This window comes from Streptomyces puniciscabiei, from assembly GCF_006715785.1.
In the GTDB taxonomy this organism is placed as follows: domain Bacteria; phylum Actinomycetota; class Actinomycetes; order Streptomycetales; family Streptomycetaceae; genus Streptomyces; species Streptomyces puniciscabiei.
On record NZ_VFNX01000008.1, the window covers coordinates 58,762 to 83,802 of the forward strand.

At 70.8% G+C, this 25,041-nt stretch carries 23 protein-coding genes and 1 pseudogene; 12 read left to right on the forward strand and 12 right to left on the reverse strand.

Annotation, left to right across the window (positions count from 1 at the left end; all coding sequences use genetic code 11):
* The first annotated feature begins 208 nt into the window (after nucleotides 1–208).
* Complete coding sequence (locus FB563_RS42105; protein WP_324615902.1) at nucleotides 209–1,267, forward strand: PP2C family protein-serine/threonine phosphatase; 1,059 nt, start codon at nucleotides 209–211, stop codon at nucleotides 1,265–1,267.
* A gap of 305 nt (nucleotides 1,268–1,572) precedes the next feature.
* Here the strand turns inward: FB563_RS42105 and FB563_RS42110 are convergent, their stop codons facing one another.
* The gene (locus tag FB563_RS42110) at nucleotides 1,573–2,307 is read right to left on the reverse strand and encodes a DUF1275 family protein (protein ID WP_167528561.1); all 735 of its coding nucleotides are present in this window, start codon (nucleotides 2,305–2,307) and stop codon (nucleotides 1,573–1,575) included.
* A gap of 201 nt (nucleotides 2,308–2,508) precedes the next feature.
* Between FB563_RS42110 and FB563_RS42115 the strand changes: the two genes are divergently transcribed.
* The 3 genes from FB563_RS42115 to FB563_RS42125 all read left to right on the forward strand — a co-directional run bounded on the left by FB563_RS42115 (nucleotide 2,509) and on the right by FB563_RS42125 (nucleotide 5,104).
* The gene (locus tag FB563_RS42115; RefSeq protein WP_055703590.1) at nucleotides 2,509–3,369 is read left to right on the forward strand and encodes an NAD-dependent epimerase/dehydratase family protein; all 861 of its coding nucleotides are present in this window, start codon (nucleotides 2,509–2,511) and stop codon (nucleotides 3,367–3,369) included.
* A gap of 177 nt (nucleotides 3,370–3,546) precedes the next feature.
* Nucleotides 3,547–4,443 (forward strand): LysR family transcriptional regulator, encoded by an 897-nt coding sequence (locus FB563_RS42120; RefSeq protein WP_055703591.1) that lies wholly within the window; start codon nucleotides 3,547–3,549, stop codon nucleotides 4,441–4,443.
* Nucleotides 4,444–4,642: 199 nt separating this feature from the next.
* Nucleotides 4,643–5,104, forward strand: coding sequence for an SRPBCC family protein (locus FB563_RS42125; protein WP_055703592.1), 462 nt, complete (start codon nucleotides 4,643–4,645; stop codon nucleotides 5,102–5,104).
* 62 nt (nucleotides 5,105–5,166) lie between these two features.
* Here the strand turns inward: FB563_RS42125 and FB563_RS43410 are convergent, their stop codons facing one another.
* A complete protein-coding gene (locus tag FB563_RS43410) occupies nucleotides 5,167–5,307 on the reverse strand; it encodes a hypothetical protein (protein WP_159045427.1) in 141 nt (46 codons plus the stop codon).
* Between the two features lie 217 nt (nucleotides 5,308–5,524).
* Here FB563_RS43410 and FB563_RS42130 point away from each other — a divergent pair, with 217 nt between their 5' ends.
* Nucleotides 5,525–5,896, forward strand: a complete 372-nt coding sequence (locus FB563_RS42130; protein WP_055708833.1) for a hypothetical protein — start codon at nucleotides 5,525–5,527, stop codon at nucleotides 5,894–5,896.
* A 288-nt stretch (nucleotides 5,897–6,184) separates the two neighbouring features.
* On the opposite strand, the gene FB563_RS42135 is transcribed toward FB563_RS42130, so the two are convergent.
* The 3 genes from FB563_RS42135 to FB563_RS42145 form a co-directional block, all read right to left on the reverse strand.
* Complete coding sequence (locus FB563_RS42135; RefSeq protein WP_055708832.1) at nucleotides 6,185–7,114, reverse strand: LysR family transcriptional regulator; 930 nt, start codon at nucleotides 7,112–7,114, stop codon at nucleotides 6,185–6,187.
* A 131-nt stretch (nucleotides 7,115–7,245) separates the two neighbouring features.
* On the reverse strand, nucleotides 7,246–8,352 hold the full coding sequence (locus FB563_RS42140) for an NAD(P)-dependent alcohol dehydrogenase (RefSeq protein WP_055708831.1): 1,107 nt from the start codon (nucleotides 8,350–8,352) through the stop codon (nucleotides 7,246–7,248).
* Between the two features lie 25 nt (nucleotides 8,353–8,377).
* Nucleotides 8,378–9,835 carry an aldehyde dehydrogenase family protein gene (locus FB563_RS42145; RefSeq protein ID WP_055708830.1) on the reverse strand — a complete coding sequence of 486 codons (1,458 nt, stop codon included), beginning with the start codon at nucleotides 9,833–9,835 and terminating at the stop codon, nucleotides 8,378–8,380.
* Between the two features lie 106 nt (nucleotides 9,836–9,941).
* Between FB563_RS42145 and FB563_RS42150 the strand changes: the two genes are divergently transcribed.
* On the forward strand, nucleotides 9,942–10,370 hold the full coding sequence (locus tag FB563_RS42150; RefSeq protein WP_055708829.1) for a MarR family winged helix-turn-helix transcriptional regulator: 429 nt from the start codon (nucleotides 9,942–9,944) through the stop codon (nucleotides 10,368–10,370).
* Between the two features lie 29 nt (nucleotides 10,371–10,399).
* Here FB563_RS42150 and FB563_RS42155 read toward each other — a convergent pair whose 3' ends face one another.
* Nucleotides 10,400–11,662 carry a phosphatase PAP2 family protein gene (locus FB563_RS42155; protein WP_055708838.1) on the reverse strand — a complete coding sequence of 421 codons (1,263 nt, stop codon included), beginning with the start codon at nucleotides 11,660–11,662 and terminating at the stop codon, nucleotides 10,400–10,402.
* A gap of 396 nt (nucleotides 11,663–12,058) precedes the next feature.
* Between FB563_RS42155 and FB563_RS43415 the strand changes: the two genes are divergently transcribed.
* Together FB563_RS43415 and FB563_RS43420 are read left to right on the forward strand one after the other, a co-directional pair.
* Entirely contained in the window at nucleotides 12,059–12,214 is a 156-nt protein-coding gene (locus FB563_RS43415) for a DUF6131 family protein (RefSeq protein ID WP_167528562.1), read from the forward strand.
* 467 nt (nucleotides 12,215–12,681) lie between these two features.
* On the forward strand, nucleotides 12,682–12,948 hold the full coding sequence (locus FB563_RS43420) for a hypothetical protein (protein WP_167528563.1): 267 nt from the start codon (nucleotides 12,682–12,684) through the stop codon (nucleotides 12,946–12,948).
* A 182-nt stretch (nucleotides 12,949–13,130) separates the two neighbouring features.
* On the opposite strand, the gene FB563_RS42170 is transcribed toward FB563_RS43420, so the two are convergent.
* Both FB563_RS42170 and FB563_RS42175 read right to left on the reverse strand, forming a co-directional pair.
* Entirely contained in the window at nucleotides 13,131–13,955 is an 825-nt protein-coding gene (locus FB563_RS42170) for a cytochrome c oxidase assembly protein (protein WP_199832955.1), read from the reverse strand.
* Nucleotides 13,956–13,963: 8 nt separating this feature from the next.
* A complete protein-coding gene (locus tag FB563_RS42175; RefSeq protein ID WP_055708827.1) occupies nucleotides 13,964–14,530 on the reverse strand; it encodes a DUF2243 domain-containing protein in 567 nt (188 codons plus the stop codon).
* Between the two features lie 501 nt (nucleotides 14,531–15,031).
* Here FB563_RS42175 and FB563_RS42180 point away from each other — a divergent pair.
* Nucleotides 15,032–16,387 (forward strand): alpha/beta hydrolase family protein, encoded by a 1,356-nt coding sequence (locus FB563_RS42180; protein ID WP_234357913.1) that lies wholly within the window; start codon nucleotides 15,032–15,034, stop codon nucleotides 16,385–16,387.
* Nucleotides 16,388–17,181: 794 nt separating this feature from the next.
* Nucleotides 17,182–19,101 (forward strand): ArnT family glycosyltransferase, encoded by a 1,920-nt coding sequence (locus FB563_RS42185; protein WP_055708826.1) that lies wholly within the window; start codon nucleotides 17,182–17,184, stop codon nucleotides 19,099–19,101.
* A 186-nt stretch (nucleotides 19,102–19,287) separates the two neighbouring features.
* Here FB563_RS42185 and FB563_RS42190 read toward each other — a convergent pair.
* Nucleotides 19,288–19,904 (reverse strand): annotated as a pseudogene (locus tag FB563_RS42190) (hypothetical protein); the annotation flags it as partial.
* Between the two features lie 100 nt (nucleotides 19,905–20,004).
* On the opposite strand from FB563_RS42190, the gene FB563_RS42195 reads away from it, so the two are divergent.
* Complete coding sequence (locus FB563_RS42195) at nucleotides 20,005–20,427, forward strand: hypothetical protein (protein ID WP_142219292.1); 423 nt, start codon at nucleotides 20,005–20,007, stop codon at nucleotides 20,425–20,427.
* Nucleotides 20,428–20,504: 77 nt separating this feature from the next.
* Nucleotides 20,505–21,692: a permease gene (locus FB563_RS42200; protein ID WP_055708836.1), complete on the forward strand. Its 1,188-nt coding sequence runs from the start codon at nucleotides 20,505–20,507 to the stop codon at nucleotides 21,690–21,692.
* A 94-nt stretch (nucleotides 21,693–21,786) separates the two neighbouring features.
* On the opposite strand, the gene FB563_RS42205 is transcribed toward FB563_RS42200, so the two are convergent.
* The 3 genes from FB563_RS42205 to FB563_RS42215 all read right to left on the reverse strand — a co-directional run bounded on the left by FB563_RS42205 (nucleotide 21,787) and on the right by FB563_RS42215 (nucleotide 24,854).
* Nucleotides 21,787–23,004 (reverse strand): threonine synthase, encoded by a 1,218-nt coding sequence (locus tag FB563_RS42205; protein ID WP_055708835.1) that lies wholly within the window; start codon nucleotides 23,002–23,004, stop codon nucleotides 21,787–21,789.
* Between the two features lie 248 nt (nucleotides 23,005–23,252).
* Nucleotides 23,253–23,453: a hypothetical protein gene (locus tag FB563_RS42210; protein ID WP_234357912.1), complete on the reverse strand. Its 201-nt coding sequence runs from the start codon at nucleotides 23,451–23,453 to the stop codon at nucleotides 23,253–23,255.
* Nucleotides 23,454–23,699: 246 nt separating this feature from the next.
* A complete protein-coding gene (locus tag FB563_RS42215; RefSeq protein ID WP_055708822.1) occupies nucleotides 23,700–24,854 on the reverse strand; it encodes a carboxylate-amine ligase in 1,155 nt (384 codons plus the stop codon).
* Between the last annotated feature and the right edge of the window lie 187 nt (nucleotides 24,855–25,041).

Below are 25,041 nucleotides of genomic sequence, written 5' to 3' on the forward strand. Positions count from 1 at the left end.
GCCGGTCGCCCCTTCCCCGCCCTGAAGCGGGAGACGGTCCCCGTACACACGTTGGGGTGTACCGCATCGAGGGCCAGGGCGCCGGGTGGAACACCGGACATCAGGGAGGCAGGCTGTAGTCATGCCGTCGCACATCCGCCCATCTGGCCCCTCAGCGGCGGGCGGTCATAGCCGGGTCCTCTTCAGACTCGCGCAGTGTGTGCCATTCGTGGTCGTACTGCTCGCGCTGGGGATCGAGCTCTCCCCTGCACACGCGTTGATCACCGGTCCTCTCCTCGCCGCCATGCCGGCATTGGCTTCGCTGACGATGGGGCCCAGAGGGACCCTTTCAGCAGCGGCCGGAGCCCTCACCGTCACCGTCATCACGGCCACTCTCCACCACAGCTGGGGAGGCCAGGTCTACAGCAACCTGATCTCCCTCCTCCTGGTGTCGGCAGCGAGCGTCACCATGAGTAACGCGATGCGCACGCGCCGGCAGAGCGAGCTGAACCAGGTTCGCCGGGTCGCCGAGGCGGCACAACGGGTTCTGCTGCGGCCCGTTCCACCCCGGCTCGGACCCGTGCAGATGGCCAGCAAGTACCTCGCCGCAGAGACGGGCGCGCAGATCGGCGGCGATCTGTACGAGGCGGTGCACACCCGGTACGGGGTCCGGATGATCGTGGGAGACGTCCGCGGCAAGGGGCTGCCCGCCGTGCGCCTGGCCGCAGCCGTGCTGGGTGCGTTCCGAGAGGCTGCGCACTACGACGAGGATGTGGCGGAGGTGGTCAATCACTGCGCGGCAGCGCTGGAACGCGAGCGGGCCGCGCTCAGCGCGGTTGATCAGGCCGGGCAGGACCATCCGACCGAGGATTTCGTCACCGCGCTCGTCGCTCAGGTGTCGGACGCCTACGTGGTCGAGGTGGTCAATCGCGGCCATCCGCCCCCGCTGGTGCTCCGCCGGGGCAAGGTGGAGGCCCTCATCCCCGCCTGCTCACTGCCGCCCCTGGGCCTGGAAGATTTCATGACCGTTCCGCCTGCCGGAGCGGAGAGCTACCCATTCGCGCCCGGTGACCGTCTCCTGCTGCACACCGACGGCGTGATCGAAGCCCGCAGCCCCGACGGCGACTTCTTTCCCCTGCACGAGACCGCAGAATCGGTGCATCCCTGTACCCCGTCGGAGTTCCTGGAACGGCTCCATCAGGAATTGATCCGCCACACCCACGGCTACCTGGCAGATGATGCCGCGATGCTCGTCGCCGAACGGCTCGACGAAGCATCGGGAATGTAGGCCCGGCGCCTAGACTAGGCCCTGTCGTCTGGATCATCCCGGCGTCCACACGACAGCGCCTGGCTGAGCCGCCCACTGGCGGCTGCCAATCGACCACCGCTCCCCAAGCTCCCACTGCCGCGGCGACGTGTACCGCGGTCGGGAAGGTCTCGCCGGGGCTCTGCCCCATCGTGATCCGGCCGTCGGAGTGGAGCGCGAAACGACCGACCGAACCACGCCCCAGACCACGTACCTGGTCGGGGAAGGCGGCCCGGCGGCGGTGGATCGGGTTCCGCCGGACAGCCACCGGCTCCGCCCGCGGTCGGTCAGGAGGGGCCGGAGGAGCCGCGACGCCGTGCCGCGAGCGGTGTGCAGGCGGCGGCGATCGCGCACAGCATCAGGATGACGGGCGGGAGAGCGGCCCAGGCCCGCGCTTCCTTCAGCAGCGCGGCGGAGAGGGCGGCGCCCGCGATGAGGCCGATGAACCGCAGCGGCACCCAGACGCCCGGGCGGCCGGCGCCGATTCCCTTGACGATGTAGGTGGCCAGTGTGCCGGTCAGATACGTGGTGGGCGCGGCGGCCTCCCCGGCGGCCACCATGGCGGCGGACTGCGACCCCATGGCGAGCGCTGCTCCGAACTGCAGGACATCGCGGGTCGCCGCGCCGGGCATGCCGCCGGCGAGTCCCCAGGCCAGCGCGCCGACGGCCAGGAGGACCGCCTCGGCGCCGAGAACGGTCATGATGTGCCGGGGCCAGTGGGTGTCCGCCGTGACACGGCCGCGGGTGCCCCAGGCGACGACCAGGGCGCCCACGCCGAAGCCGGCCAGTGCCAGCACAGCCGCCTTCACGCCGACGGCCTCACCGCGGCCGACGGCCATGCCGAGCAGGGCGAAGTTGCTGGTCACGACTCCTGCGAAGACCCGGTCCAGACCGAGGAAGGAGACGGATTCCAGGGCTCCGGACGCTGCCACCAGCAGCACCACGGCGATCCGTAGGGACCGGCCCGGGCCGGTCTTCGCCTGCACCTGCTGCTCCACCGTTCCCCCGGCCGGACTCGTCACTTTTGGTGAACCATAGTAACCGTGCGCTACGGAGCCCGGCACCGGGCCGATGGCGAAGTCGAGTCGGGCGGCGGTGGCGATGACACCGCCGTGATGCCCTTCGGGTATCACAGGCCCCGGAAGAGGTCTTGGACGCGGGCCCGTCTCCGCGCGCAGGCTGGTCAGCGAACTCACCGGCCCACGGAGACAGGAGCCACAAGCATGAAGATCTTCCTCACCGGTGGATCCGGGTACATCGGCAAGGCCACGATCAGCGCGCTGGTCCGCCACGGGCACACCGTCGAGGCACTGGCCCGCAACGACCGTGCCGCCGAGACGGTCAGGGCCCTCGGGGCGACGCCGGTGCGCGGCGGACTGGGAGACCTCGGCGTACTCAACGCCGCCGCGGCCCGCGCCGAGGCGGTCGTCCACCTGGCGCAGGCCCAGACCGGCGACGAGGACCTCGCGGCCGCCTGCGCCATGCAGGACGGCATCGGCACCGGTACCTATGTGCACACCGGCGGCACCTGGGTCTACGGCGACACCGGCGGGGTCGTGGACGAGACCGCCCCGTGGAATCCGCCGGCCCTGGTCGCCTGGCGCAAGCCCGTCGAGGACGCCGTCCTGCAGCGGGCCCAGCACGGCGGCCGCCCCGTCGTGGTGCGGCCCGGCCTGCTGTACGGCCGCGAGAACCGCCTGATCGACATCTTCTACACCACCCCGGGCAAGGAAGCGGGCGCCATCCCGTACATCGGCGACGGTGCGAACCGCTGGGCACTGGTGCACGTCGACGATCTCGCTGAGCTGTATGTCGCCGCGCTCAGGGCGAAGCCGGGTTCGGTGTACGTCGGCGTGGGCGGCGTGAACCCCACTGCCAAGGAGTGCGCGCTGGCCGTCGCCCGGTCCGTCGGCCTGGAGGGCAAGGTCGCCTCCATCACGCTGGAGCAGGCCCGCACGCAGATGGGCCCGGTGGCGGACGCCTTCGCCCTCGACCAGCAGTTCACTCCGGCACGCGCCGAGGCGGAGCTGAGCTGGACCCCGAGGCACACCGAGCCGCTGGCCGTGCTCGCCGCCGGCGAGTGAACCGGGGGGCGGCGGGAGGGAGAGTGGAAACCGTCTGCGCCAGCCCCCGGCCCCCGGGACGGTAGATTCGTTGTCAAATGCCTCGGTCGTTCCCACGGGGCGATCGAGGCAGTCGCTTCCACGCCGGCCGAGTGACCAGACGAGTCGTCGCGTGGAGAAGGTGAGCGGTGAGTCCGGGTGGATCTTGATCTGCGGAAGCTCCGGTATTTCGTGGCGGTGGCCGAGGAACTCCACTTCGGACGCGCGGCCGAGCGGCTGCACATCGCACAACCCGTGCTGTCCCGGCAGATCCGAAGCCTGGAGGACGAGTTGGGCGCCGAGGTCTTCGACCGTGGCCGGCGCGGCACGCTGCTCACTCCGGCCGGACAGCAGTTGCTGGAGGACGCCGTACCACTGCTCGCCTCGGCCCAGGCGCTGGTCCGGCGGGTGAAGGCGGCGGCGCAGGACACCCCCACGCTGACCGTCGGCTTCATGCCCGGCATCACGGTCACCCCTGCGATGGCGGTCTTCACCACGCGCCATCCCGGCGTCGACGTCCGCCTGCTGCGCACCACTTGGGACGACCAGGTGGAGGTACTGCTGAACGGCCGGGCGGACATCGGCGTCGTACGACTGCCCATCGACCAGCGCGGCCTTCAGGTGCGGCCGCTGTTCAAGGAGCCGCGGGTCGTCATGCTGCCGGTGGGGCACCCACTGGCGGACAGGGCGTCGGTGACCGTCGGCGACCTCGCCTCCGAGCACCTGCTCCAGGACGCGGATGCCGTTCCCGAGTGGCGTGATGTGGCGCTGGAGTTGCGCGGCGAGCGGCGCCCCCAAGTCCCGGAGATCCACCAGGTGGAAGAGAAACTGGAGTTGGTGGCGTCCGGAGCCGGCATCTGCGTGCTCCCGCTGTCCACCGCCGGCTTCTACACCCGCCCGGACGTCATTCCGCTGCCCGTGGACGACATCGGCCCCAACGAGGTGGCCCTGGCATGGGCGGCCTCCCGCCGCTCCCCCCTCATCCACGACTTCGCCGAAGCCGCGGCGGAGACTTTGGGCCGGCCCCTGGCCGAGGAACGCCCGGGCGCGGACTGAGCCGGGCCGGCCGATCGGCAACGCTCCGTGTGCATCACCGTGGCCGGCGGAGTCCCTGCCGAGGGGACGGCAGGAACCGCTGCCCGGGCCCACATCCACAGCGGTGGCCGCATCCCTCAGCTCTGCACAAGCCCGGGGGTTGTAGCCCGTGGCGTGCCGGGTACTCGGCTCAGCACCGGATCGATCAACGGAGGCACTGATGAGCACGGTCAAGGAAGCAGTGGAAGTCGACGTGCCCCTTCACACCGCCTACAACCAATGGACGCAGTTCGAGACGTTCCCGGACTTCATGGAAGGCGTCGAGGAAGTCAGGCAGCTGGACGATCGGCACAACCACTGGACCACCAAGATCGGTGGAGTCCGGCGGGAGTTCGACACGGAGATCGTCGACCAGCTCCCGGACGAGCGCATCACATGGCGCACCACCAGCGGTGACACGTCCCAGAAGGGCTCGGTCCGCTTCCAGCGTGTGGATGACACGCACACAAGGGTGGAACTCGTCATGGATGTCGAACCCAGCGGGGTCGCGGAGAGGGCCGCGGACATGGTCGGAACACTCGACCGGCGCGTCAAGGGCGACATGAAGCGCTTCAAGCAGTACATCGAGCAGCGCGGAGGAGAGTCCGGAGCCTGGCGCGGACGCATCCGGCCCGGGGGTTAGGGGTACCTCCTGAGGCTACGGCGCACCGCCGCCTTCCCGGCTGTGTCCGGAGGCGGACGGCCCTACAGGCCGATGTTGGTGAGCGGGAGGTTCCAGTCGTTGCTCTCCATGTCGCCACGACCGTCCTGAGCCGCAGCCGATACGGCGCACAGCATCAGGCCGGCCAGGGCGAGAGCCAGGACCGCGAGGAGACGACGCTTCACGATTCCTCCCGACGACGACAGCACTGACCACCCTGGACCGAGCCGGCATCCGGGCCTGCCCGGACACGCCGGTCGGCCCAGGGGTTCATTCTTGCGTCTTTGCTTGCTTGAGCAAGCAGATGACATGGGCGACGTGAACGCCCCGCCGCCCTCCCACCCCCCTTGCCCGCCGACGCCGCGCAGGACGACGGCTGGTGCATGGCGGTACGGGCTGCCGTTGTCGGAGTACCGGGCGCTGTGCGCGCTGGCCCGGTCGGACAGCCGGTCCGCCCTGCGCATGGGGAAACCGGCCGACCGGATCGGCCTGAAGGGCAGCACCGTCTGGGTCCTGGCCGGACAGTCGGTTGCGAGTGGCGCCCGCGCCGAAGGGGCGGCGGCTTCCCCGCAGGCCGCACTGCTGCGGGAGGCGGGCCTGCCGGCCGGCACTGCCGAGGGCGGCAAGGACCTCGCGGTCGACCTCGGCTGCGGCCCCGGTCCGCAGTCCCTCGCGCTGGCCCGCCTCGGCTACGCGCCGGTGTTCCCCGTGGACACCGGCGCCCGGCCCCCCGACGAGCTCACCACGCACGCCGCCGAGGCAGGCCTGGCCTGAGCCGTCCGGCCGGTACGCCGCGACATCCGCCAGGCGCACCCCGAGGCGGTGGACGCCTTAACGGCCGCCAAAGCGGACCTCACCCGGCTGCTGCACGGCGTCGCCACCGCCCTCCGCCCCGGCGGCCAGTCCAGCTCTCGGAGCGACCCGCCTACGTCGCATACTGGCCCCAGCTACGGAGGGTGCTGAAGCCGCACGGCACGGTCGCCGTCGACGACGCGATAAGTCGTACAGGTCCACGAAATCGGCGATGGCGTGCTCACCGCGGTCCGACCGCGCTGACGCGGGTCAGTGCGGGAGCAGGTACGGGTCGTCGGCCGGCAGCCAGGCGTCCGGGGCATGGATCCCGAGGTCGCCGACGCCGGCGCACAGGGCGTCCACAGTGGCCGTGACCGCAGGGCGGTCCTCGGCCGCGCGCCACACCAGGGACCAGGTCCAGTACACGTTCGGCGCTACGACCTCGCGACGTACCAAGTCGGGTGGCAGCGGAGTGGTCTGACCCTTGGGTGAGTTCAGGACGGGGCGGGTGCAGCGGCGGACATGGTCGAAGTAGGCGGGGCCGGTGACGGCACCGTCCGAGATGTGCACCGCGCGGGCCCCGGTGGCCTGCGTGAGCTCTTCGGCGTACACGTTCCAAGAAGCCCAGGAGGTGACGTCGTCGTCGATGAGGACGTCCATCTCCCGGGCCGGCACATCGCTCGTGTCGGTGCCCTTCGCGACGGCGTAGAGCCGGTCGGCGCCGAGCAGAGCGGCCCGCAGTCCGAGTCGGGTGAGGTCCTCGGTGCGCACCCAGCAGACTGCGAGGTCGAGGCTGCCGTCGGCAACCCGGGCGGCCTGGGTGTGGGAGGGGGCGACCCATGCGTCGACGAGCACCCGGGCGACCGCGGCGGTACGCGAAGTCAGATCCGGCGGCAGCCAGTTGACGTATCCGATGCGTACCGGCTGCGAACCCGACAGCCGGCCGGCCCGGCGCTTGAGGTCGTCGGCTCGTTCCAGCAGGACGCGGGTGTGCGGCAGAAGCGCGGCGCCAGCCGGGGTGAGGGAGACCGAGCGGCGGTCCCGGTCGAACAGCCGCACACCCAGGTCCCGCTCGAGCGCCTTGATCTGCTGGGACAGCGAAGGGCCCGCGATGAGCAGCCGCTCGGCGGCCCGGCCGAAGTTCAGCTCCTCGGCGACGGCGACGAAATACCGCAGCTGACGCAACTCCACGCGCGCCATGCTACGCGCCGGGAGACTCCGCCTGTCGGCGACGAGGCAGCCGGCGGCCCAGGCGGTGCCCCCCGGAAGAAGCGAGAACACACGATCGAGTGATCGCATCGCTCGCCGTACGGATCACAGTGAGAGCGCGCTCAGAATGTGAGCACGGGCTTGATCGTCTTGCCCGCGTTCATGTCCCGCACCGCCTGGTCGATGTCCGTGAACGGATACGTGCTGATCAGGCGGTGCAGTGGGAGCCGTCCTTCCTTGACCAGTTGGACAAGGGCGGGGATCAGGGTCTGGGTTTCGCTGTCCCCCAGGGTGAGCCCGACGATCCGCTTGCCTGCCAGCAACCCGTTGACGTCCAGGGCGACTTCGGTACCGAAGGGCGGGGCGCCGACGACGACCAGGGTGCCCCGGGCGGCGAGCGCGTCGGCGCCGTGGCGCAGCACGGCGACGTTGCCCGTGGTCTCGACGATTCCGTCCGCTCCCTGCCCGTCGGTCAGCGCCGCGAGGGTGTCGCCGAGGTCGGCCTGAGCCGCGTTGACGGTGTGGGTGGCGCCCAACTCCTCGGCGAGCGTGAGGCGTTCGGCGAACCGGTCGACGGCGATGATCCGGGCAGCCGGGGTGAGGGCGGCGGCCATCACCGCGGACAGGCCCACGGCTCCGGCGCCAAGGACGACGAGCGTGCTGCCGGCCCGGGGTTTGAGGACGTTCCACACGGCGCCCACGCCGGTCTGTACACCGCAGCCGAGCGGGGCGATGGACTCGAGCGGCACATCAGGGTCGACCTTCACCAGGCTTCGCCGGTCCACCAACGCGCGTTCGGCAAAGGAGGACTGGCCGAAGAAGTGCCCGCCGATCGGGCTGCCGTCGCGGCTGATGGTGCTGGTGCCATCGGCGCGCCGGCCGCCGATGAGGTTCAGCGGGAGCCAGGTGACGCAGTACGCGGGATGTCCGTCACGGCAGTTGCGGCAGCTGCCGCAGGAGGTGAAGGACAGCACGACGTGGTCGCCGGGTTCGACTCCGGTCACGTCCGGGCCGACGGCCTCGATGACACCGGCTCCTTCGTGGCCGAGGACGCCTGGCAGCGGGAAGGGCAGAGCGCCGCTCGCCACGCCGAGGTCGGTGTGGCACAGGCCGGTGGCGGCCATGCGCACCAGGGCCTCGCCCGGCCCCGGGGGCTCGAGTTCGACGTCGCAGAGCGTGAAGGGCGCTCCTCGGGACTCGACCACGGCGGCGTGCGTGGTGGTGGTCATGCGCTGAACTCCTTCGCACTGGCGCTCAGTCGAGCGAGACGACGACGGACTTGACCTTGCTGTAGGCGGCGAGGGCCTCGGGGCCGTACTCGCGGCCGAAGCCGGAGTCCTTGACGCCGCCGAACGGGACCGCCGGGTCGAGCATGGCCCAGTCGTTGATCCAGACGATGCCGGCCTGCAGCCGCTCGGCGACGCGGTGGGCGCGGACGAGGCTGGTGGTCTGGATGCCCGAGGCGAGGCCGTACGGCGTGGAGTTGGCGAGGGTCACGGCCTCGTCCTCGGTGGCGAAGGGCTGGACGGTGAGGACGGGGCCGAAGATCTCCTCCTGGACGACGCGGGAGTCGTTGGACAGGCCGCTGATCACGGTCGGCCTGTAGTAGTAGCCGCCGCCCAGGTCGAGCCGCTCGCCGCCGACGACCACCCTGGCGCCCTCCTTGCGCGCCAGTTCGACGTACTCCTCGACCTTCTTCAGGTGCTTGTGTGCCGCCATCGGCCCGACCACGGTGCCGGGATCGCGAGGGTCGCCCACCGGCACCCGCGCGACGGCCTCGGCGAGGATGCCGACCAGGGTGTCGTGCACCGGGCGCTCGACCAGCAGCCGGGGGCCGGCCATGCAGAACTGGCCGGTGTTGAAGACGAACGCCTTGATGATCGCGCCGACCGATTTCTCCAGGTCGGCGTCGTCGAAGACGATGTGCGCGGCGTTTCCGCCCAGCTCCGTCACGACGGTCTTGAGCCCGTCACCGGCCACGCTCGCCACGTGCCGGCCGACGGCGGTGGAGCCGGTGAAGGCGACCTTGTCGATGCCGGGGTTGCGCAGCAGAGCCTCACCCGCCACCGGGCCCGTGCCGGTGACGACGTTGACCACGCCGTCGGGGACGCCCGCCTCCGTCAGCAGGCGGGCCATGTACAGGGAGCTGAGGGGAGTCTCCTCGGCCGGCTTGTGGACGACGGTGTTGCCGGCCGCGAGGGCCGGAGCCAGCTTGGTACCCGAAAGTATCAGCGGGAAGTTGAAGGGTGTGATGGCCGCGATGACGCCGAGCGGCTCGCGTCTGGTGTAGGCGAAGACGTTGAGCGGGGTGTCGCGGGTGGCACCGTCCTGGCTCTGAGCGAGGCAGGCGTAGTACTCGTAGTCGTTGGCCGCGTTCGTCACGTCGACCGCGGTGCACAGGGAGATCGGCTTGCCCACGTCGAGGCTCTCCAGGGCCGCGATCTCCTCGGCGTTCGCACGGATCAGCTCCGCGACCCGGTGCAGCACGCGCCCACGCTCGCGCCCGCTCATCCGGGGCCACGGCCCGGAATCGAAGGCGTCCCTGGCCGCGCGCACGGCGGCGTCGACGTCACCGGCGCCGGCCTGCGCGACGGTGGTGATCGCCCGACCGCTGGACGGGTCGATGACGTCCATGCGGGCGCCGTCGGCGGCTTCGCGCCACTGGCCGCCGATGAACAGCTGTCCCGGACCGGTGTCGAAGGTGGTGGCCATGACCGACTCCCCAGCATCGTTCGCCAAGCTTTCAACAAACAGGATTCCTGTTGGTCTCGAAGTCTGGTTAAGGACAGGTTTCCTGTCAATGGTCTAGGGTGCACGCATGGTCGGTACACGGACACGCCCGTCGTTGCTCTACATGGTCAAGCAGGTCGAACTCGTCGTGCGCTCGCACCTGGACGAGCTGGTCAGGCCCGCGGGGATCACGGCTCTGCAGTACACCGCCCTCACCGTGCTGGAGCGGCATGACGGACTGTCGGCGGCCCAGCTCGCCCGGGACTCGTTCGTCACGGCACAGTCCATGGCCGATCTCGTACGGTCGCTGGAGGCCCGGGGGCTCGTGCGGCGCGAGCGCAACCCTCGCAACCGCCGGGAACTGCTGATCCTGCTGACCGACACCGGGCGCGAACTGCTCGACCGGTTCGCGGGTCCGGTGCGGGACCTGGAGGAACGGATGATCCACGACCTCACACCGCACCAGGCCGACCAGTTCCGTCAGGCGTTGTCGAAGGCGTGGCACGCCCTGTCGTAGGTCTGGCCTAGCTTCCCTCGCCGGGGGGCTCACACAGGTTCGGGTTGCGGTTCCGCCCGCGGCACGGGCACAGCAACCGGCTCCCACAGTTTTGTGGTCCGCGCGTAGCCGTGGGCCACCGAGGCCATCGCCAGAAGGAGAAGCGGTCCGAACACCCACGGATGTCGGGCCATCTCCACCGGCAGATACCGGTACGACACCAAGAGCACGGCGAAGACCGTCGTGCCATGAGCGACCAGCTGGATTCCCGACCGGTCCCAGCCGCGTTCGTGCGAGCGCAGAGCCGCCTCGATCGTGAGCGCGAACACCGCGCCGGCGATGAGATCCATGCCGTAGTGGTAGCCGAATCCCAGCGTTGCGCCGAGCGTGGCGACCAGCCAGAACGCGCCTGCGTATCGCAGAATCCTTGGGCCCCTGCGGGAGTGCAGGAATATCGCGGTGGCCCACGCCGTGTGCAGGCTGGGCATGCAGTTGCGCGGGGTGATCTCGTCGAACGGAATCCGGTACGGGGCGCCGATCGGCGGCGGCGTGTCGGGCCATGCATGGGCCACCGCCCAGTGCCCGCCCTCGGCACCGTACGCGAAGACCGGTCCGACCACCGGGAAGATCATGTAGACGGCAGGTCCGAGCAGGCCGATGACCAGAAAAGTGCGCACCAGATGGTGGCTCGGAAACCGGCGCTCGACCGCCACGTTGCGCAGCTGGTACGCCGCGACGACGACTGCGGCCACCGCGAGCTGAATGTAGACGAAGTCGAGAACGAGGCCGCCGATGGGATCGGTCGCCCTGACCATCCGGCCTGCCAGCCACGACGGGTTGCCCAGCGCGCGATCGGCGGTCGCCACGTACTGATCGAACACCGCCGTGCGGGTCTTCGACGTGATCAGCAGCCAGGCGTCGCCCGCCTTGCGGCCGGTCACGAGCAGCAGGCCCAGTCCGACGCCCTTCAGCAGCAGAACACGTTCCCGCCCTCTTCGGCGCGTGACTGCGATGACGGCGTAGCCCAGGACCACCCACAACGCGCCGTTGCCGAAGGGGTGGCCCTCGGTGATCTTCACCCCGAGCGCCCAGCGCCCCAGCAAAAAGGCGACGTCAATGCCGATCGCCGTGGCGGCCGCGACAAGCCGTTGCCGCCAGGTGAGCACCACCATCATCAACGCCATGCTGGCGTACAGCAGAAAACCCGACTTGGGCGGGCATATCACCTCTCGCGCCTGGTTGGTGATCGGCCCCGGGAGGCCGTAGCGACGGGCTGCGAACTCCAGCGTGACGAGGAACCCGAGGGCCACCACAGCCACCGCGCCCCACAGCACCCCCCGGGGTTGCCGCCACGCGGCGAAGTCAATTCTGCACTTTATTCGCGAAAAAACCCGCGACGCGATAGGTATCAATTGTTCGGCCGATTTATGAGTTGTTAATCAAATTGGTCACCCTTCGGCCGGACAGCATGGTTTTCCGGTGACGGGCAAGCCATGAGGGATCTCCTCTTGAGTTGGATCATGTTACCCGAGCGGCGCAAGTGGCATCGCCGCCCGGATCGATTCGCGCGGGACGGCCATCCAGTCACCCTAGGTAGTCGATCCGTCTCTCCAGTACGACAACCCGGAACCGCGGTTTTCCGGGTGGCGTAGCGCGTGTCACTTCGGGGCACTCGGATGCTAAGAGCGATTCATCACCAGGAGGCTGTCATGATCGCCCTGGGTGTCATACTCCTCATCGTCGGTTTCGTCACCGGGATTTCCATCCTGTGGACCATCGGCATCATCCTCTTGGTCGTAGGCGCGGTGCTGTGGATCCTGGGTTCCATGGGGCACGCGGTCGCCGGCCGACGCCACTACTGGTAGTCATTCAGCCCTCTTCCCGGCCGCCCAACCCAGCGGGCGAAGGATCCCTCGGCATTGAGGTCGCCCGGGGCATGGTGCCTCCCGAGCTTCGGCCCGGGAGGCACCCGTACGCCGTGGCGCGGGTGCCATCTCGTCGCCGGTGAGCAGGCACGAGTCGAGCGAGACCGGCAGACGCCGTTCTCGCCGCCGGACGACGGTGCTCACGCCGTGGTCGTCGGCCTCCTGCGGCAGGCCGTACTCGGCGAGGATCCGCGTGCAGTTGGGCGCGATCTGCAGGCCGACGCCCACCTCGCCGAACTCCTTGGCCCCTTCCAGGACACGTACCGCAGTCCCTGGCGGGCCAGGGCGAAAGCCGCGCCGAGGCCTCCGATGCCGCGGCCGACGACGAGGACGTCGGGCCGTCCGGCTGGGGCGGATTCAGGGTTCATGACGTGTGTTCCTTCGATCGTGGGTGTGTTCCTTCGATCGTGGGACGGTCCCCGGGTCACAGCCAGGCGCCCAGCGTGGGTGCGGGCGTGCCGTCGGCGGTGAGCGGGAGGCGTGCCGTAGGCGGTGAGCGGGCCGGTGTCCCGTCCGGTCAGATGGGCCGCGATGTCGTGCAGCTCGCCGGTGACCAGGGCGGCCGCGCCCTCGCCCGGCAGGTCCCACGCGGCTCCGGCGGCCGTGGCCCGCAGGCTCACGGCCTGGCCCGGTGCCGCGGCGCGCTTGGGGACGACGACGTCGGACAGCGCTGAGGAAGTCGGTGGACAGGTCGGCGCAGGACACGCCGCCCGCCAGGTCGACGGCGTGCACGCACACTTCACGGGAGCGCAGCCAGGGCACCTCGGTCGCCGGTCCGGTCCGGCCCTGTGGGGTGACGACCTGCGCATCACTGTTCCGCGTCCAGCACGGCCATCCCCCGCCCAAGCGGGTCGGTTCAGCCCGGTGTCGGCGCGCCTGCGCCTGGTCGGCCGCGCCACCCGGCCGTCGTGGTGCGACGTTCGGGCCGCCAGGTCGCCACCAGGGCGCCGGCCAGCAGGAGTTCGGCGATGTCCCCGCCGTAGTACATGATCTCCGCGCCTTGCTGGACCTGGTGGATGGGGGCGTGGACGTCGATCAGGAAGCCACCGTACATGGCCTGTGCGATCAGGGCGTGCGCGGCGATGGCGACGCCCAGGTACACCAGCCGGCTCCGCACACCGGGCCGGCTGGGTGCGGGGTCGGGTCCGGCGATGACGTGGGCGAACAGGCATCCCGACACGAGGAAGTGCGCGTGCAGGAGCCAGTGCCCTGCCGGGTGGGTCATGGCGGTGTTGTACAGCGGCGTGAAGTACAGCACTCCCAGGGTTGCGGTGCTCAGCACGAGCGCTGTCGCGGGACGCACCAGCAGTCGAGCCGGTGCGCTGTGCAGTGTTACGGCCACTCGGCGGGCTTGGCCGTGGGGCAGCGTGCGCAGGAGAAGCGTGACCGGCGCTGCCAGCACGAGCGCCAGGGGCGCGTACATACCGATGAGCATGTGCTGGGCCATGTGACCGCGGAAGTCGGCGTGTGCGGCGGGCGCCAGCGGCGGCAGCAGCGCGACGGCGAGCAGTGCCAGACCGGTGAGGAAGGATGCCGACCGCCAGGTGTTCCACCCCTGTACGGGGTTGCGGCGCCTTGCCCGTCGTGCGGCGAGCAGGTAGCCACCGGCAACGCCGAGCAGGAGCAAAGCCGTCAGTACGGTTCCGGGCAGGCCGTCAGTGCCCCCTCCCTGATGGTGCATCGTGCCCATCAGGCGCGGCCTCCGGCCCGCTCGCCGCCACGGGAATCCTCGGGGGCGAAGGGCCGACCGCTGCGCTGCAGCAGGTAGCCGCTGATCAGGAACAAGCCGCCCAGGACGAGGAAACCCGCGTCCCACCAAGCCTGGTGAGGGCCGCCACGGACATGGTGGATGCCGAGGATCTGGTGGTCCAGGACGCCCTCGACCAGGTTGAACAAACCCCAGCCGGCCAGGATCCAGCCCCACAGAACCCGCGAGGTCCACACCGCTCGCCGGTTGTGCGTGACCCGCGAATACAGGATGGCCAGGCCCACCAGTACGGCGATCCAGCACACCGCGTGGAAGATGCCGTCCCACACGGTGTTCATCTCCAGCCCCGACACCGTGTGGGGGTCGTAGTACTTCAGCCCGATGTGGTCGTGGTTGGTGCTGGTGAGCATGTGGTGCCACTGCAGCAGCTGGTGCAGCAGGATGCCGTCGACGAATCCGCCGAGGCCGACTCCGAGGACGATCCCCGGTAGCCGCAGACTGTTCGGCACCGCCGGTAGTGCGCGGGCATCGCCCGCCGTCGTGACCATCACCTGTTGTCCGTCCCGTCGACAGCGTGAGTCAGCGTCAGGTCCTCCCGACACGGTTTCCCGTCCGGCTCACCTCAACCAACGGTCCGTACGGCTTCAGCCATATCGCCCATTCCCGGCGATGCGCTGCTGTTCCTCGCAGAACATCGAGGTCGATGGCGCCCCGGCAGGACCGGGAGGCGCTGTTGTCCCCTGTGCGCCGGGGCCGAACCAGACTTGTTCACCCACACACTTTTCGTGAACGAAGGCGTCCAGGAGTCCCGGCGCTCGCAGTTTTTTCCACTCAGGTCCATGACAATGTCGCTACCGTGATCGGGTCCCGACCGCCAGCACTACGGTCGCAGCGCGTGCCGGCCGCCGCCGGGGAGCGCCGAGGCGAGCGGGGGCCACGCGTCAACTCCACGGTGGACGCACGGTGGCGCCCTCTGTCGGTCCGGGCAGCGGTACGGTGTGCCCCTGAGCATCACCGGGCCGATGGCCTGTGATCACTAGGGGAGTTTCATGCACCACCGCAGACCGCGCCACCGCCGCAGACTCATAGCCCGAGCGGTCGGTACCGCAGGTGTGCTCGCCGTCGCCCTGGGTGCCGGGGTGACGCCGTCGATGGCCGCCGGGAAGACCTCCTCCAAGCCCACGGCCACGGGGTCGTCGCCCGACCAGGACACCACGAACGACCAGGACACCACGAACTGGGCGCCCGAGAACGACAGTGCGGCCGCGCCCAAGGGCGCCCACCCGGCCGCCACGCTCAGCCGTGGCCGGACCTCCGCCGTCCAGCTCAAGCTTCCCGCGCCGAGCGGGCGCTACCAGGTCGGCACGTTCAGCCAGCACCTCGTCGACAAGTCCCGCACGGACCCGTACGTACCGGGCAACCGGGCTCGCGAGTTGATGGTGACGTACTGGTATCCGGCCTCCTCCACGTCCGGGTACCCCCTGGCACCGTGGATGCCGTCGGGCTCGGGTGCTCACTTCCTCTACTCGCGCGGCCTGTCGCCGCAGCAGGTCACGCTGCCGCAGACCGCGAGCCACGTCCTGGCCCCGGTCAAGACCTCGCTCGGCAAGCTGCCCGTGCTCCTGTACTCGACCGGGCTGCACTCGGACCGCGCGATGGGCACCGCCCTGGCCGAGGACCTCGCCAGCCGCGGCTACATCGTCATCGCGGTCGATCACACGCACGACGCCAATGAAGTGCAGTTCCCGGACGGACGGCTCGAGGTCAACACCATGCCGGCCGGCGCGCACTCCTCCGACACGCTCAACGTGCGCGCCGCCGACATCCGCTTCGTCATCAACCAGCTCGGCACCATCGCCAAGGGCGGCAACCCGGACGTCGACCACGCCAAGCTCCCCTCCGGTCTGTCGCAGGCGGTGGACACGTCCCGCATCGGGATGTTCGGCTGGTCGCTGGGCGGCGCCGCGGTGGACACCGCCATGCAGCTCGACCACCGCATCGACGCCGGCGCCAACCTGGACGGCCAGTTCTTCGGCACGGCGCCGGGCAAGGACCTGGACCGTCCGTTCATGCTCTTCAGTTCCGGCACGCACAACCGCAACAACGACTCGTCGTGGCGCAAGCTGTGGCCCCATCTCAAGGGATACCGGGTCGACATCCAGCTCCACGGCTCCAGGCACCTGTCGTTCAGCGACAACGAGTGGCTGGTGCCGCAGGTGGCGCCCCTGCTCGGGATGTCGCCGGACCAGGTGCAGCAGCAGTACGGCACGATCGACCCCAACCGGGCGATCAAGGTCCAGCGTGACTACCTCGCCGCCTTCTTCGACCAGGAGCTCGGTAAGAAGCACAGCACCCTCCTGGACGGCCCCTCCAAGAGCTACCCGGAGATCGCCTTCGTCCGCTGACCGGCCCCCGAGAAACGGGCCCCTTCTGGGGCCCGCCCATCCCGGGCGCTCGGCCGAGTACGACCTGGGTCACCGCACCGGCACGACACGCGTACAAGTACGAGTACGACCCAGGGACGTAAGTGTGATTGTTGTGTGATCTCATGCGGCTAAAGTGTGCGCTTGTCGAACGTTCGAGCGCTCGCCGCCCGGTTGAGAGAGGATTCGCTGCCCTGCCCACCGCTTCCCGGGCGCCGCGCCACAGCGCACCCTCCGCCCGCCACAATGCCGCTGCCCGGTCAGGTGCGCCCGCCGGGCGCCTCGCTCGTCGTACAACTGTCACTGGCAGCCGCCCTCCCTGTGGGCGGCCCGGAGGCCATCCCGTCCAAGGGCGTGCCAGAAGCAGTGTCGACCGCTGCGGAGCGGATCGTCGGAGACATCCCGCAGTCGGCGTGCATCGCGATCGACGCCGGGACGACGACGGGGAGCCGCACGGCAGACGCGTGCACGTCGGCCGGAGCACCGGCGTCCGCCCCCGTGGGCCTCGCCGACGCCCGGGAGCCGACGCCGACGGATCCCGTCGTTGACCGCTGCGCCCTGTGCACGGGCCTCGACGACCAGGCCCGCCACGGCTACCACCCCGGCTGGGCCGCCCCCGACGGCACCGTCACCGACAGCCTGTCCCAGCCGTACTGCCACCCACGCACGACCACCGGCGGTCTGCCGGAGGGCACACACCGGCTCCGCCCGCGGCTCCCGGACAGCCCAGCGCCTGTACCCCCGCCGCCCCGCCTGACCACTGAAGGACCACCGTCATGGCCACCCTCCCCACCGCCCAGACCACCACCGCCCAGACCACCGGCGCCCACAGCGGCCACCGGGCCGCGCGCCGGCGCGGCAGCCGGCCGGAAGCCCCGGCGGCCTGGGAACGCCCCGCGCTGGCCGCGGTGCTGGTCGTCGCCGCGCTGCTGTACGCCTGGGGCCTCGGGCACGCCGCGATTCACCCCTACTACAGCGCGGCGATACGGTCCATGGCCGACAGTTGGCGGGCCTTCTTCTTCGGCGGTCTGGATCCCAGCGGTTCGATCACCCTCGACAAGCTGCCCGGCGCCTTCTGGCCCGAGGCCATCTCGGTCTGGGTCTTCGGCCCGAGCACGTGGGCGGCGGCGCTGCCGCAGGTCGTCGAGGGCGTGCTCACCGTATGGCTGCTCCACCGGATCGTACGGGCCTGGGCCGGGCCCTTCGCCGCGCTGGTCGCCGCGCTGACGCTCACCTTCACCCCGGTCACCGTGGTCCTGAACAGGGCCACCATCCCGGACACCGCACTCACTCTGCTGCTGGTGGCAGCCGCCGGCGCCCTGCAGAAGGCGGTGCGCTCCGGGCAGCTGCTGCCGTTGATCACCTGCGGCGTGTGGGTCGGGCTCGCCTTCCAGACGAAGATGCTGCAGGCCTGGCTGGTGCTGCCGGTCTTCGCCCTCGTCTACCAACTCGCCGCGAGCGGCACGCCGTTGCGACGGGTCCTGCGCCTGCTGCTGAGCGGTGCGGTGACCCTGGCCGTCTCCTGTTCGTGGGCGCTGCTCGCCTGGCTGACGCCCGCAGCGGACCGCCCGTACGTCGACGGCACCTCCAACAACAATCCCTTCAGCCTGGTCTTCGGCTACAACGGCCTGAGCCGCTTCAGCGACGACGACACCGCGCTCGGTGCCGTGTCGGGGACCGCCGCCAGCCGGACCTCCGGAAACACCGGCTGGGGCATGCTGGTCAACCACACCGTCGGCCCGCAGATCGCCTGGTTCCTGCCGCTGGCCGTGCTCGCCACCGTACTGGCCCTGCTCTGGCGCGCCCGCGAACCGCGAACCGACCTGCTGCGCGCCGGTTTCCTCCTCTGGGGCGGCTGGCTGGCCGTGCACGTCGTGGTGTTCAGCGTCTCCAACGGCAATCACCCTTACTACACGGCCGTGCTCGCACCGGCCATCGCCGCGCTCGCCGGGGGCGGGCTCGCCCTCTTCCGGTCCGAGTACGAGGCAGGCGGTCAGCGGCGGGTGTGGCTGCCGTCGGCCATCGTGCTGACGGTGGTCTGGGCGGTGGTACTGGACGTGCCGACCTTGTTCGTCTCCTGGCTGCTGCTGCTCGCCGTGGGCCTCGCGGGGTGCGGCGCGCTGGGCCTGTGGACCAGCGGGTCAGGCTCCTCCCAAGGGATGGTCCAGGGCTCCCTGGCCGCCGCGATCGCGGCCACTCTGCTCCTGCCCGCCGGCTGGGCCGCCTCCTCGCTGGACCCGCTCTACGCGGGCGCCTCCACGTCGCCCACCGCCGGTCCGGTCGGCAAGGTCTACCGCCACGCCGTGCACCATCGATCCGCCCTGCGCCGGGTCGGGCTCGACCAGCCCAGCGCCCGTGACACCGCCCTGCTCGACTACCTCACCGCACACCACCACGGCGAGAAGTACCTCCTCGCCACCCAGGCCGCCTACCCCGCGGAGCGCCTGCTGCGCGCGCAGTCGCAGCCCATGCTGGTCATGGGCGGCTTCACCGGCAAAACCCCCTTCCCCACCGCCGACCAACTCGGCACCCTGATCACCACGCACCAACTCCGCTACGTCCTGCTCACCTCGGTGCGGCCCACCACCCCGGCCACCACCTGGGTGAAGTCCCACTGCACACGCATCCACTCCAAGGCGTACGGCTGGCGCACCAGGGGCAGCTTCAGCCTTTACGACTGCCGCCCGGACAACTGAGCCGACGGCGCCGCCAGCCCCGGCCGCCCCCTGCGAGGTCGCCCCAAGGCCTCCCACGGCCGAGCCCAGCGCCTCGGGTCCTGGCGGGCGGGGTCCCGATCTCCTCGCAGTACGCCAAGTAGGTGCCCTTGTCGGCGTCGACGAACGTGATGTCGACGCCCGGACCGGTGCCGAGCGTGCGCAGCGTCTCGAGCACGGGGAGCGCGCCGCCTTCTCGCCGCGCGCGACGGGGAACACCCGGGCCGCGTGGGGCCACTGCGGTACTCGCGGGGGTGCAGTCGCTCACCGAGCCGTGTCCGCGTCTCGCGGTGTGCGTCCACGTCGGCGCGTTCGGCCGGTGCCGCTGCGACGACCGCGTCAAGGCCCGCGAGCAGCGCCGGGCGCGCCGCGCGGGGCAGCGTCCGCAGCCGCGTCGGCTCCTGGAGCGTCACATCGCCGCCCGACAGTGCGCAGGCCGGCCGCAGCACGTCGGTGACGGTGTCCAGCAACAGGCCGGCCCCGGCCATGAGCCGGGCCTGGTTGACCACGGCCCGCGTCTCGCGCACCGGGATCCGGTCGGGATGCGGCCCAGGTACGCAGAGACCGGCGAGATCCCGCAGATCCCGCAGGCCGTCCTCGCCCAGCGGGCGTGCTGCTGCCCGCCAACGCCAGGTACAGGGTTCGTCGTCCACCGCGCCGCCCAGGTGCAGGACGGTCCAGCGGTCGCCCGCGGCGGCGATCAGCTCGTCGTGCCGGTCGAGCATCTCGGCGTACGTGTGCCGGTAGTCGCCGTACGTCGGGAGCGTGAGCAGGTTCACCACTCCCTGCCGATCCTCAGTCCTCTGGCCGCCCCGCTCCACGCGAGGCGGCCCGAGACGACACCCGTGCCGTGTGCTCGTTTCCCCCTCACCTATGATCATGGGCATGTCCGCACTCCGCGAGCGTTCCGCCCACAGTCAACTGGCCCCCGGTGAGCGTCTCCTGGCGTACGCCACCGTCGTCCCCGCCAAGAGTGCCAAGGGCATCGGTATCGGGGCATCCCTCGCGAACCACATGGTCAACACCATGGGCGCGCAGTCCGGTGGAGCGGGCAGCATCGCGGCGGGGATGCCGCGCACCTCCGGAGCGCTGCTGATGCGCGTGACCGACCAGCGCGTCGGACTGGTCCAGCCGCTGGACGGCACCCCGGTGTGGGAGGTGCCGCGGTCGTGGGTGATCCGGGTCGAGCGCCGGCCCCGGACGCAGCTGATGGCCCGCTTCCGGCTGCACTTCGCCGACGGCTCGTGGCTCGCCTTCCTCACCATGCGACGCCGTACGATCGAGCAGTTCCGCTCCCTCATCGGCTGACGTCACCCGGCGCACATACCCCTCCCGGGTATAAACTGGAGCCCAGTGGCGGCATACGACGGCGAGGGGTGTGCACCATGCACGCGATCGGCCATGCGCTGTCCATCGCCGGGTCCATGACCTGGGCGATCACCTGGGCGTTGATCCTCGGCTTCACGTTGTCCGCCGTCGTCCAGGCGGTGGTGCGCCGAGAGACGGTGGCACGCCTGCTCGGGGACGACCGGCCCCGCACGCTCGCCCTGTCCGCGGGGCTCGGCGCCGCCTCGTCGTCCTGCTCGTACGCCGCAGTCGCGCTCGCCCGCTCGCTGTTCCGCAAGGGCGCGAACTTCACGGCGGCGATGGGCTTCGAGATCGCCTCGACCAACCTGGTGGTCGAACTGGGCGTGATCCTGGCGCTGTTGATGGGGTGGCAGTTCACCGCCGCGGAGTTCGTCGGCGGCCCGGTCATGATCGTCGTACTCGCGATGCTGTTCCGGCTCCTCCTGCGTGAGCGGTTGCTGCGGCAGGCACGGGAGCAGGCCGAGCGCGGGCTGGCCGGATCGATGGAGGGGCACGCGGCGATGGACATGTCGGTGGGCGCCGAGGGCGGCTTCCTGCACCGGCTCCTCTCCCGCGAAGGTCTCACCTCCGTCTCGCACATCTTCGTCATGGAGTGGGCGGCGATCCTTCGCGACCTGGTCGCGGGGCTGCTGATCGCCGGGGCGATCGCCGCGTGGGTGCCGGACGACTTCTGGCACGCCTTCTTCCTGGCCGGCCATCCGCTCGCGGCCAAGCTGATCGGGCCCCTGATCGGGCCGGTGGTGGCGATCGCCACGTTCGTCTGCTCCATCGGCAACGTGCCCCTGGCCGTGGTGCTGTGGAAGGGCGGCATCAGTTTCGGCGGTGTCATCGCCTTCATCTACGCCGACCTGCTGATCCTGCCGATCCTGAACATCTACCGGAAGTATTACGGCGCACGGATGGCCGCTTTCCTGCTGGGCACGTTCTTCGCCGCGATGGCGGTGGCCGGCTACGTCGTGGAGTTCGCCTTCGGTGGGCTCGGCCTCATCCCCGACCAGGCCGAAGCGAAGGTCCCCCAGGAGGGCGTCAGCTGGAACTACACGACCTGGCTCAACATCGCCTTCCTGGTGCTGGCCACCGCTCTCCTGCTCCGTTTCCTGCGCACCGGCGGTCCTGCGATGCTGCGCACGATGGGTGGCTCACCGGACCGGGGCGAGCATGATCACGACCACACGCATGGTCACGGCGAGCACCACCGTCACTGAGCCCCTGCAGCCGGCGCCGTCGTGGCGCTTTTCCTACGGCCGCCGTCAGCCCACTGAAGGGTTGCCTTGCTGTTGCCGATCACCGTACGCCCGCTCACTCGCCGAGCCCGGCCGCCCGCAGCCGGGCCCGCACGGCCGTCCACTCGGGTGCCACCGGTTCGCTGTGGTGCCGGCCGACGCCGCGGTCCTTGAACCCGCTGGAGGTGGACACACAGACCACCGGCCCGTCGAAGTCCTCGTCGGCACAGGCCCGAAGCCCGGCCAGGCCGGCCGCCGCCGAGAGCTCGGCCCACAGACCGGCTCGGGCCAACTCGGCCTGTGCAGCCCGCAGTTGCTCGTCGGTGAGCAGCACCGCGCGGCCCCCGCTGCCACGCACGGCGAGTACGCCGCGGTAGCTGTTCACCGGGCAGTCGATGCCGTACGCGTCGGTGGCACCGGCCTCCACATGCGCTGTCGGCAGGCCCTGGCGCAGGGCGGCGGCCAGCGGTCCGCCGGCCGCCGGTTCACAGGCGATCAGCCGGGGGACCCGGTCCGTGACCCCGAGGCGGCGCAGCTCGGCGAAGCCCTTCCCGATGCCGAAGAGCAGCTCGCCGTAGCCGGTCGGGACGAACACGGCGGCGGGAACGCCGAGTTCGGCGTGAATCTCGTACGCCACCGTCTTGTAGCCCTCGGGCCCGAAGGCGTGGCCGGTATGAGTGCGGGTCAGGTTGCTGACGGGCTGCAGCCCGAAGTGCTCGGCGATCCGTCGGGTGAGGGGCCAGCGCGCCTCCTCGGGCACAGGCAGTACGACCGCGCCGTACGCGCGCAGGAAGGCGTGCATTGCCGGTGACAGGTCGGTGGAGGTGAGGACGACGCAGCGCAGCCCGGCCCGCGCCGCGTAGGCCGCGGCGGAGGCGCCGTGGTTGCCGGACGACGCGACGACGACGCCGGGCGCGCCGGAGGCCAGGGCGGCGCTGACCGTGCACCGGTTGAGGCGGTCCTTGTGGCTCCAGGTGGGATTGCGGGACTCGTCCTTGACGAAGACCCCGGGCTCGAGCTCCACCAGGGGAGTGCCGCCCTCGCCGAGTCCGGGGGCGGCCAGGGGCGGGAGCAGCGGGGCCCAGTGGTCGAGGCCGGTGCGAGCGGGGCGCCCGTCGAAAAGCCCGGCGGGTACGCGCTCGTACGCATAGTCCACCTCGACCGGGTACGCGACCTCGTCCGTGCTCGTCCTCGGACAGCCGCTGGTCAGCGGAGGCCACAGGGGATAACGCAACGCGGGGTCGCCGAGCGAGCGTTGGGCGGTGGCCAGCGAGACGGCGGGGTCAGTCGTCATGGGGCGATGGTAGGTGCGGGAGGTCGGACGGCCACGGGATTCGGACACCACCGTGCCCGCCTCATCAGCAGGGCCCGGAGGCAGCGCGACGATGGGCGGGACGTCGTGGACACGGCGGGTGTGCGTCACCACGAAGCCGTGCGGGAGCCGGCGGGGCAGAACGGCGACCGCGGGGGCTCCCGCGGTGCGCGCCTCGCCGCTCACCCCGGCTCCCCTTCGAGGAAACGCAAGGGGATCGCGCCCCGGCGTCAGCGGGCGCAGCCGACGTCCAGTACCTCGACCACGTCGCCGCGGATGGTGTACACCAGCCAGCACCACTCGCCGAACGCGGCCGCGAGGTCCGGCGCCTGTGTCTCGTCGTCGTCGGTGACCGCGGTGATGAGCATGATGATCTCTTCGTGCATCGCGTCCGGCACGTCGAAGAGCACGTCGGCGGCCCTCTGGATCATTTCGACTCTCATGGCACCCCCCGGACGATCAGGAGCGGCACGGTTCGGCGGAGCCGGGTACCGAGTCTGCGGGCTGCGCTCAGTGTCCGAACAGAGCCCTCACGACCACCGTAAACCCACCGGGCCCACTTCGATGCCAACCGATGGCGGATGGCTGCGGTCCGGGCGTCCGGAGAACATGCCCACCGAAGCAACCCTCGCAGCAAGACCAACAACAGACACATCACCCCCAACCGCTTGGGGCGGTCAATGCCGGGGAACCTCGACGGCAAGATCGTCCACCACAGCCCGCAGGCCACCCTCGTGTCGTTCCGCCACGCGCCTCTGTCGCGCGGAGCCGGACCCGGCGAGCCGCACATGGTCCAGCCAGGCGCTCACGCGCCGGTCGTCGCCGTGACGACTGAGGTACGGCTCGGCCCGTTTCCACAGCTCCTCGATCAGCCGGCCGACGACCATCGGGGCGCAGTCGCGGGTGTGGGTGCCCGGCAGGGTGCCGACCGGCCCGTGCCGGGCGGCCTGCCAGCACGCCGCCCGCAACAGCAGCTCCGGGACGTCGGGCGCGGGTTCGCCGGAGCGCACCAGCTCCACGGCATGTCCGACGAGCGCGCGGACGAGCAGCGCGTACGCGGTGGTGGTCCTGGCGTCGGGCAGCACGTCCGCGATGCGTACCTCGATGGTGGGCAGATGCGCCGACGGCCGGACGTGCCAGTAGACCATGGCCGGATCCAGCGCCGCTCCCGAGGCAACGAGCCGGTCGACGACCCGTTGGTAGTGCGCCGCGTCGCGCAGGCGGGGAGGTGGTCCGGCCGAGGGCCAACGGCTCCAGACGATCGAGCGCCAGCTCGCGTATCCGGTGTCCGCCCCGTCGCCGTACGGGGAGTTGGCGGTCAGGGCCAGCAGCAACGGCATCCAGCCCCGCAGGTGGTTGACCGCCCGGACGGCCTCCTCCCGGTCGGCCACGCCGACGTGTACGTGGCAGGCGTTCACGCCCTGTCCGTGCACCACGGGCCCGAAGCGGCCGGCGAGGGCCCGGTAGCGGGCCTGGTCGAGGACGGGCGGCGGCCCGGAGGGGCCCAGCACCGCCACGCCGCTGGGCACCAGCAGACAGTCGTGCTCGGCCGCCGCGGCAGCCGCACCGGCGCGTAATCGAAGGACTTCCGCCTCCACTTCGGCTCCGGTACGACACACCGCACTGACCGTCTCCAGCTGGGACTGCGACAGCTCGGGGGTGACATGCGGCCCGCCGAGGCGGGCACGGGCGGCACGCACCACGGACAGCGACCTGCACACGGCCGACCTGGTGCGCCGGTCGGCCAGGACGAACTCCTCCTCCACACCGACCGTCGGCGGTGCGGGCGCCTCCGGCGAGCACCCGGACCCGCCCGCAGAAGCAGGGGTCACGGCGTCAAACGGCTCTGGCACATCCAGCCCCTTCGGAAGACACGGGACACCGGCATCCACTCGGCACGACTCGGCGCAGCTCGCGATCACTCCTCACGCGCCCGGGCGCTCAGGCCGGTTGCCGGCGAACAACGAGTGGGACCGTCATGCTGAGCCTTCGGGCGAAGCCTCTGCAAGCGGTTACCCG

Bases quoted from the DNA above. Each gene is read 5' to 3' on its own strand.
- FB563_RS42125 (WP_055703592.1), top strand. From the start codon at position 4,643: ATGAGCACGGTCAAGGAAGCAGTGGAAGTCGACGTGCCCCTTCACACC.
- FB563_RS42150 (WP_055708829.1), top strand. From the start codon at position 9,942: ATGGTCGGTACACGGACACGCCCGTCGTTGCTCTACATGGTCAAGCAG.
- FB563_RS43415 (WP_167528562.1), top strand. From the start codon at position 12,059: ATGATCGCCCTGGGTGTCATACTCCTCATCGTCGGTTTCGTCACCGGG.
- FB563_RS42200 (WP_055708836.1), top strand. From the start codon at position 20,505: ATGCACGCGATCGGCCATGCGCTGTCCATCGCCGGGTCCATGACCTGG.
- FB563_RS42185 (WP_055708826.1), top strand. From the start codon at position 17,182: ATGGCCACCCTCCCCACCGCCCAGACCACCACCGCCCAGACCACCGGC.
- FB563_RS42205 (WP_055708835.1), bottom strand. From the start codon at position 23,004: ATGACGACTGACCCCGCCGTCTCGCTGGCCACCGCCCAACGCTCGCTC.
- FB563_RS42170 (WP_199832955.1), bottom strand. From the start codon at position 13,955: ATGCACCATCAGGGAGGGGGCACTGACGGCCTGCCCGGAACCGTACTG.
- FB563_RS42115 (WP_055703590.1), top strand. From the start codon at position 2,509: ATGAAGATCTTCCTCACCGGTGGATCCGGGTACATCGGCAAGGCCACG.
- FB563_RS42210 (WP_234357912.1), bottom strand. From the start codon at position 23,453: ATGATCCAGAGGGCCGCCGACGTGCTCTTCGACGTGCCGGACGCGATG.
- FB563_RS42135 (WP_055708832.1), bottom strand. From the start codon at position 7,114: ATGGCGCGCGTGGAGTTGCGTCAGCTGCGGTATTTCGTCGCCGTCGCC.
- FB563_RS42195 (WP_142219292.1), top strand. From the start codon at position 20,005: ATGTCCGCACTCCGCGAGCGTTCCGCCCACAGTCAACTGGCCCCCGGT.
- FB563_RS42175 (WP_055708827.1), bottom strand. From the start codon at position 14,530: ATGGTCACGACGGCGGGCGATGCCCGCGCACTACCGGCGGTGCCGAAC.
- FB563_RS42140 (WP_055708831.1), bottom strand. From the start codon at position 8,352: ATGACCACCACCACGCACGCCGCCGTGGTCGAGTCCCGAGGAGCGCCC.
- FB563_RS42180 (WP_234357913.1), top strand. From the start codon at position 15,032: ATGCACCACCGCAGACCGCGCCACCGCCGCAGACTCATAGCCCGAGCG.
- FB563_RS42145 (WP_055708830.1), bottom strand. From the start codon at position 9,835: ATGGCCACCACCTTCGACACCGGTCCGGGACAGCTGTTCATCGGCGGC.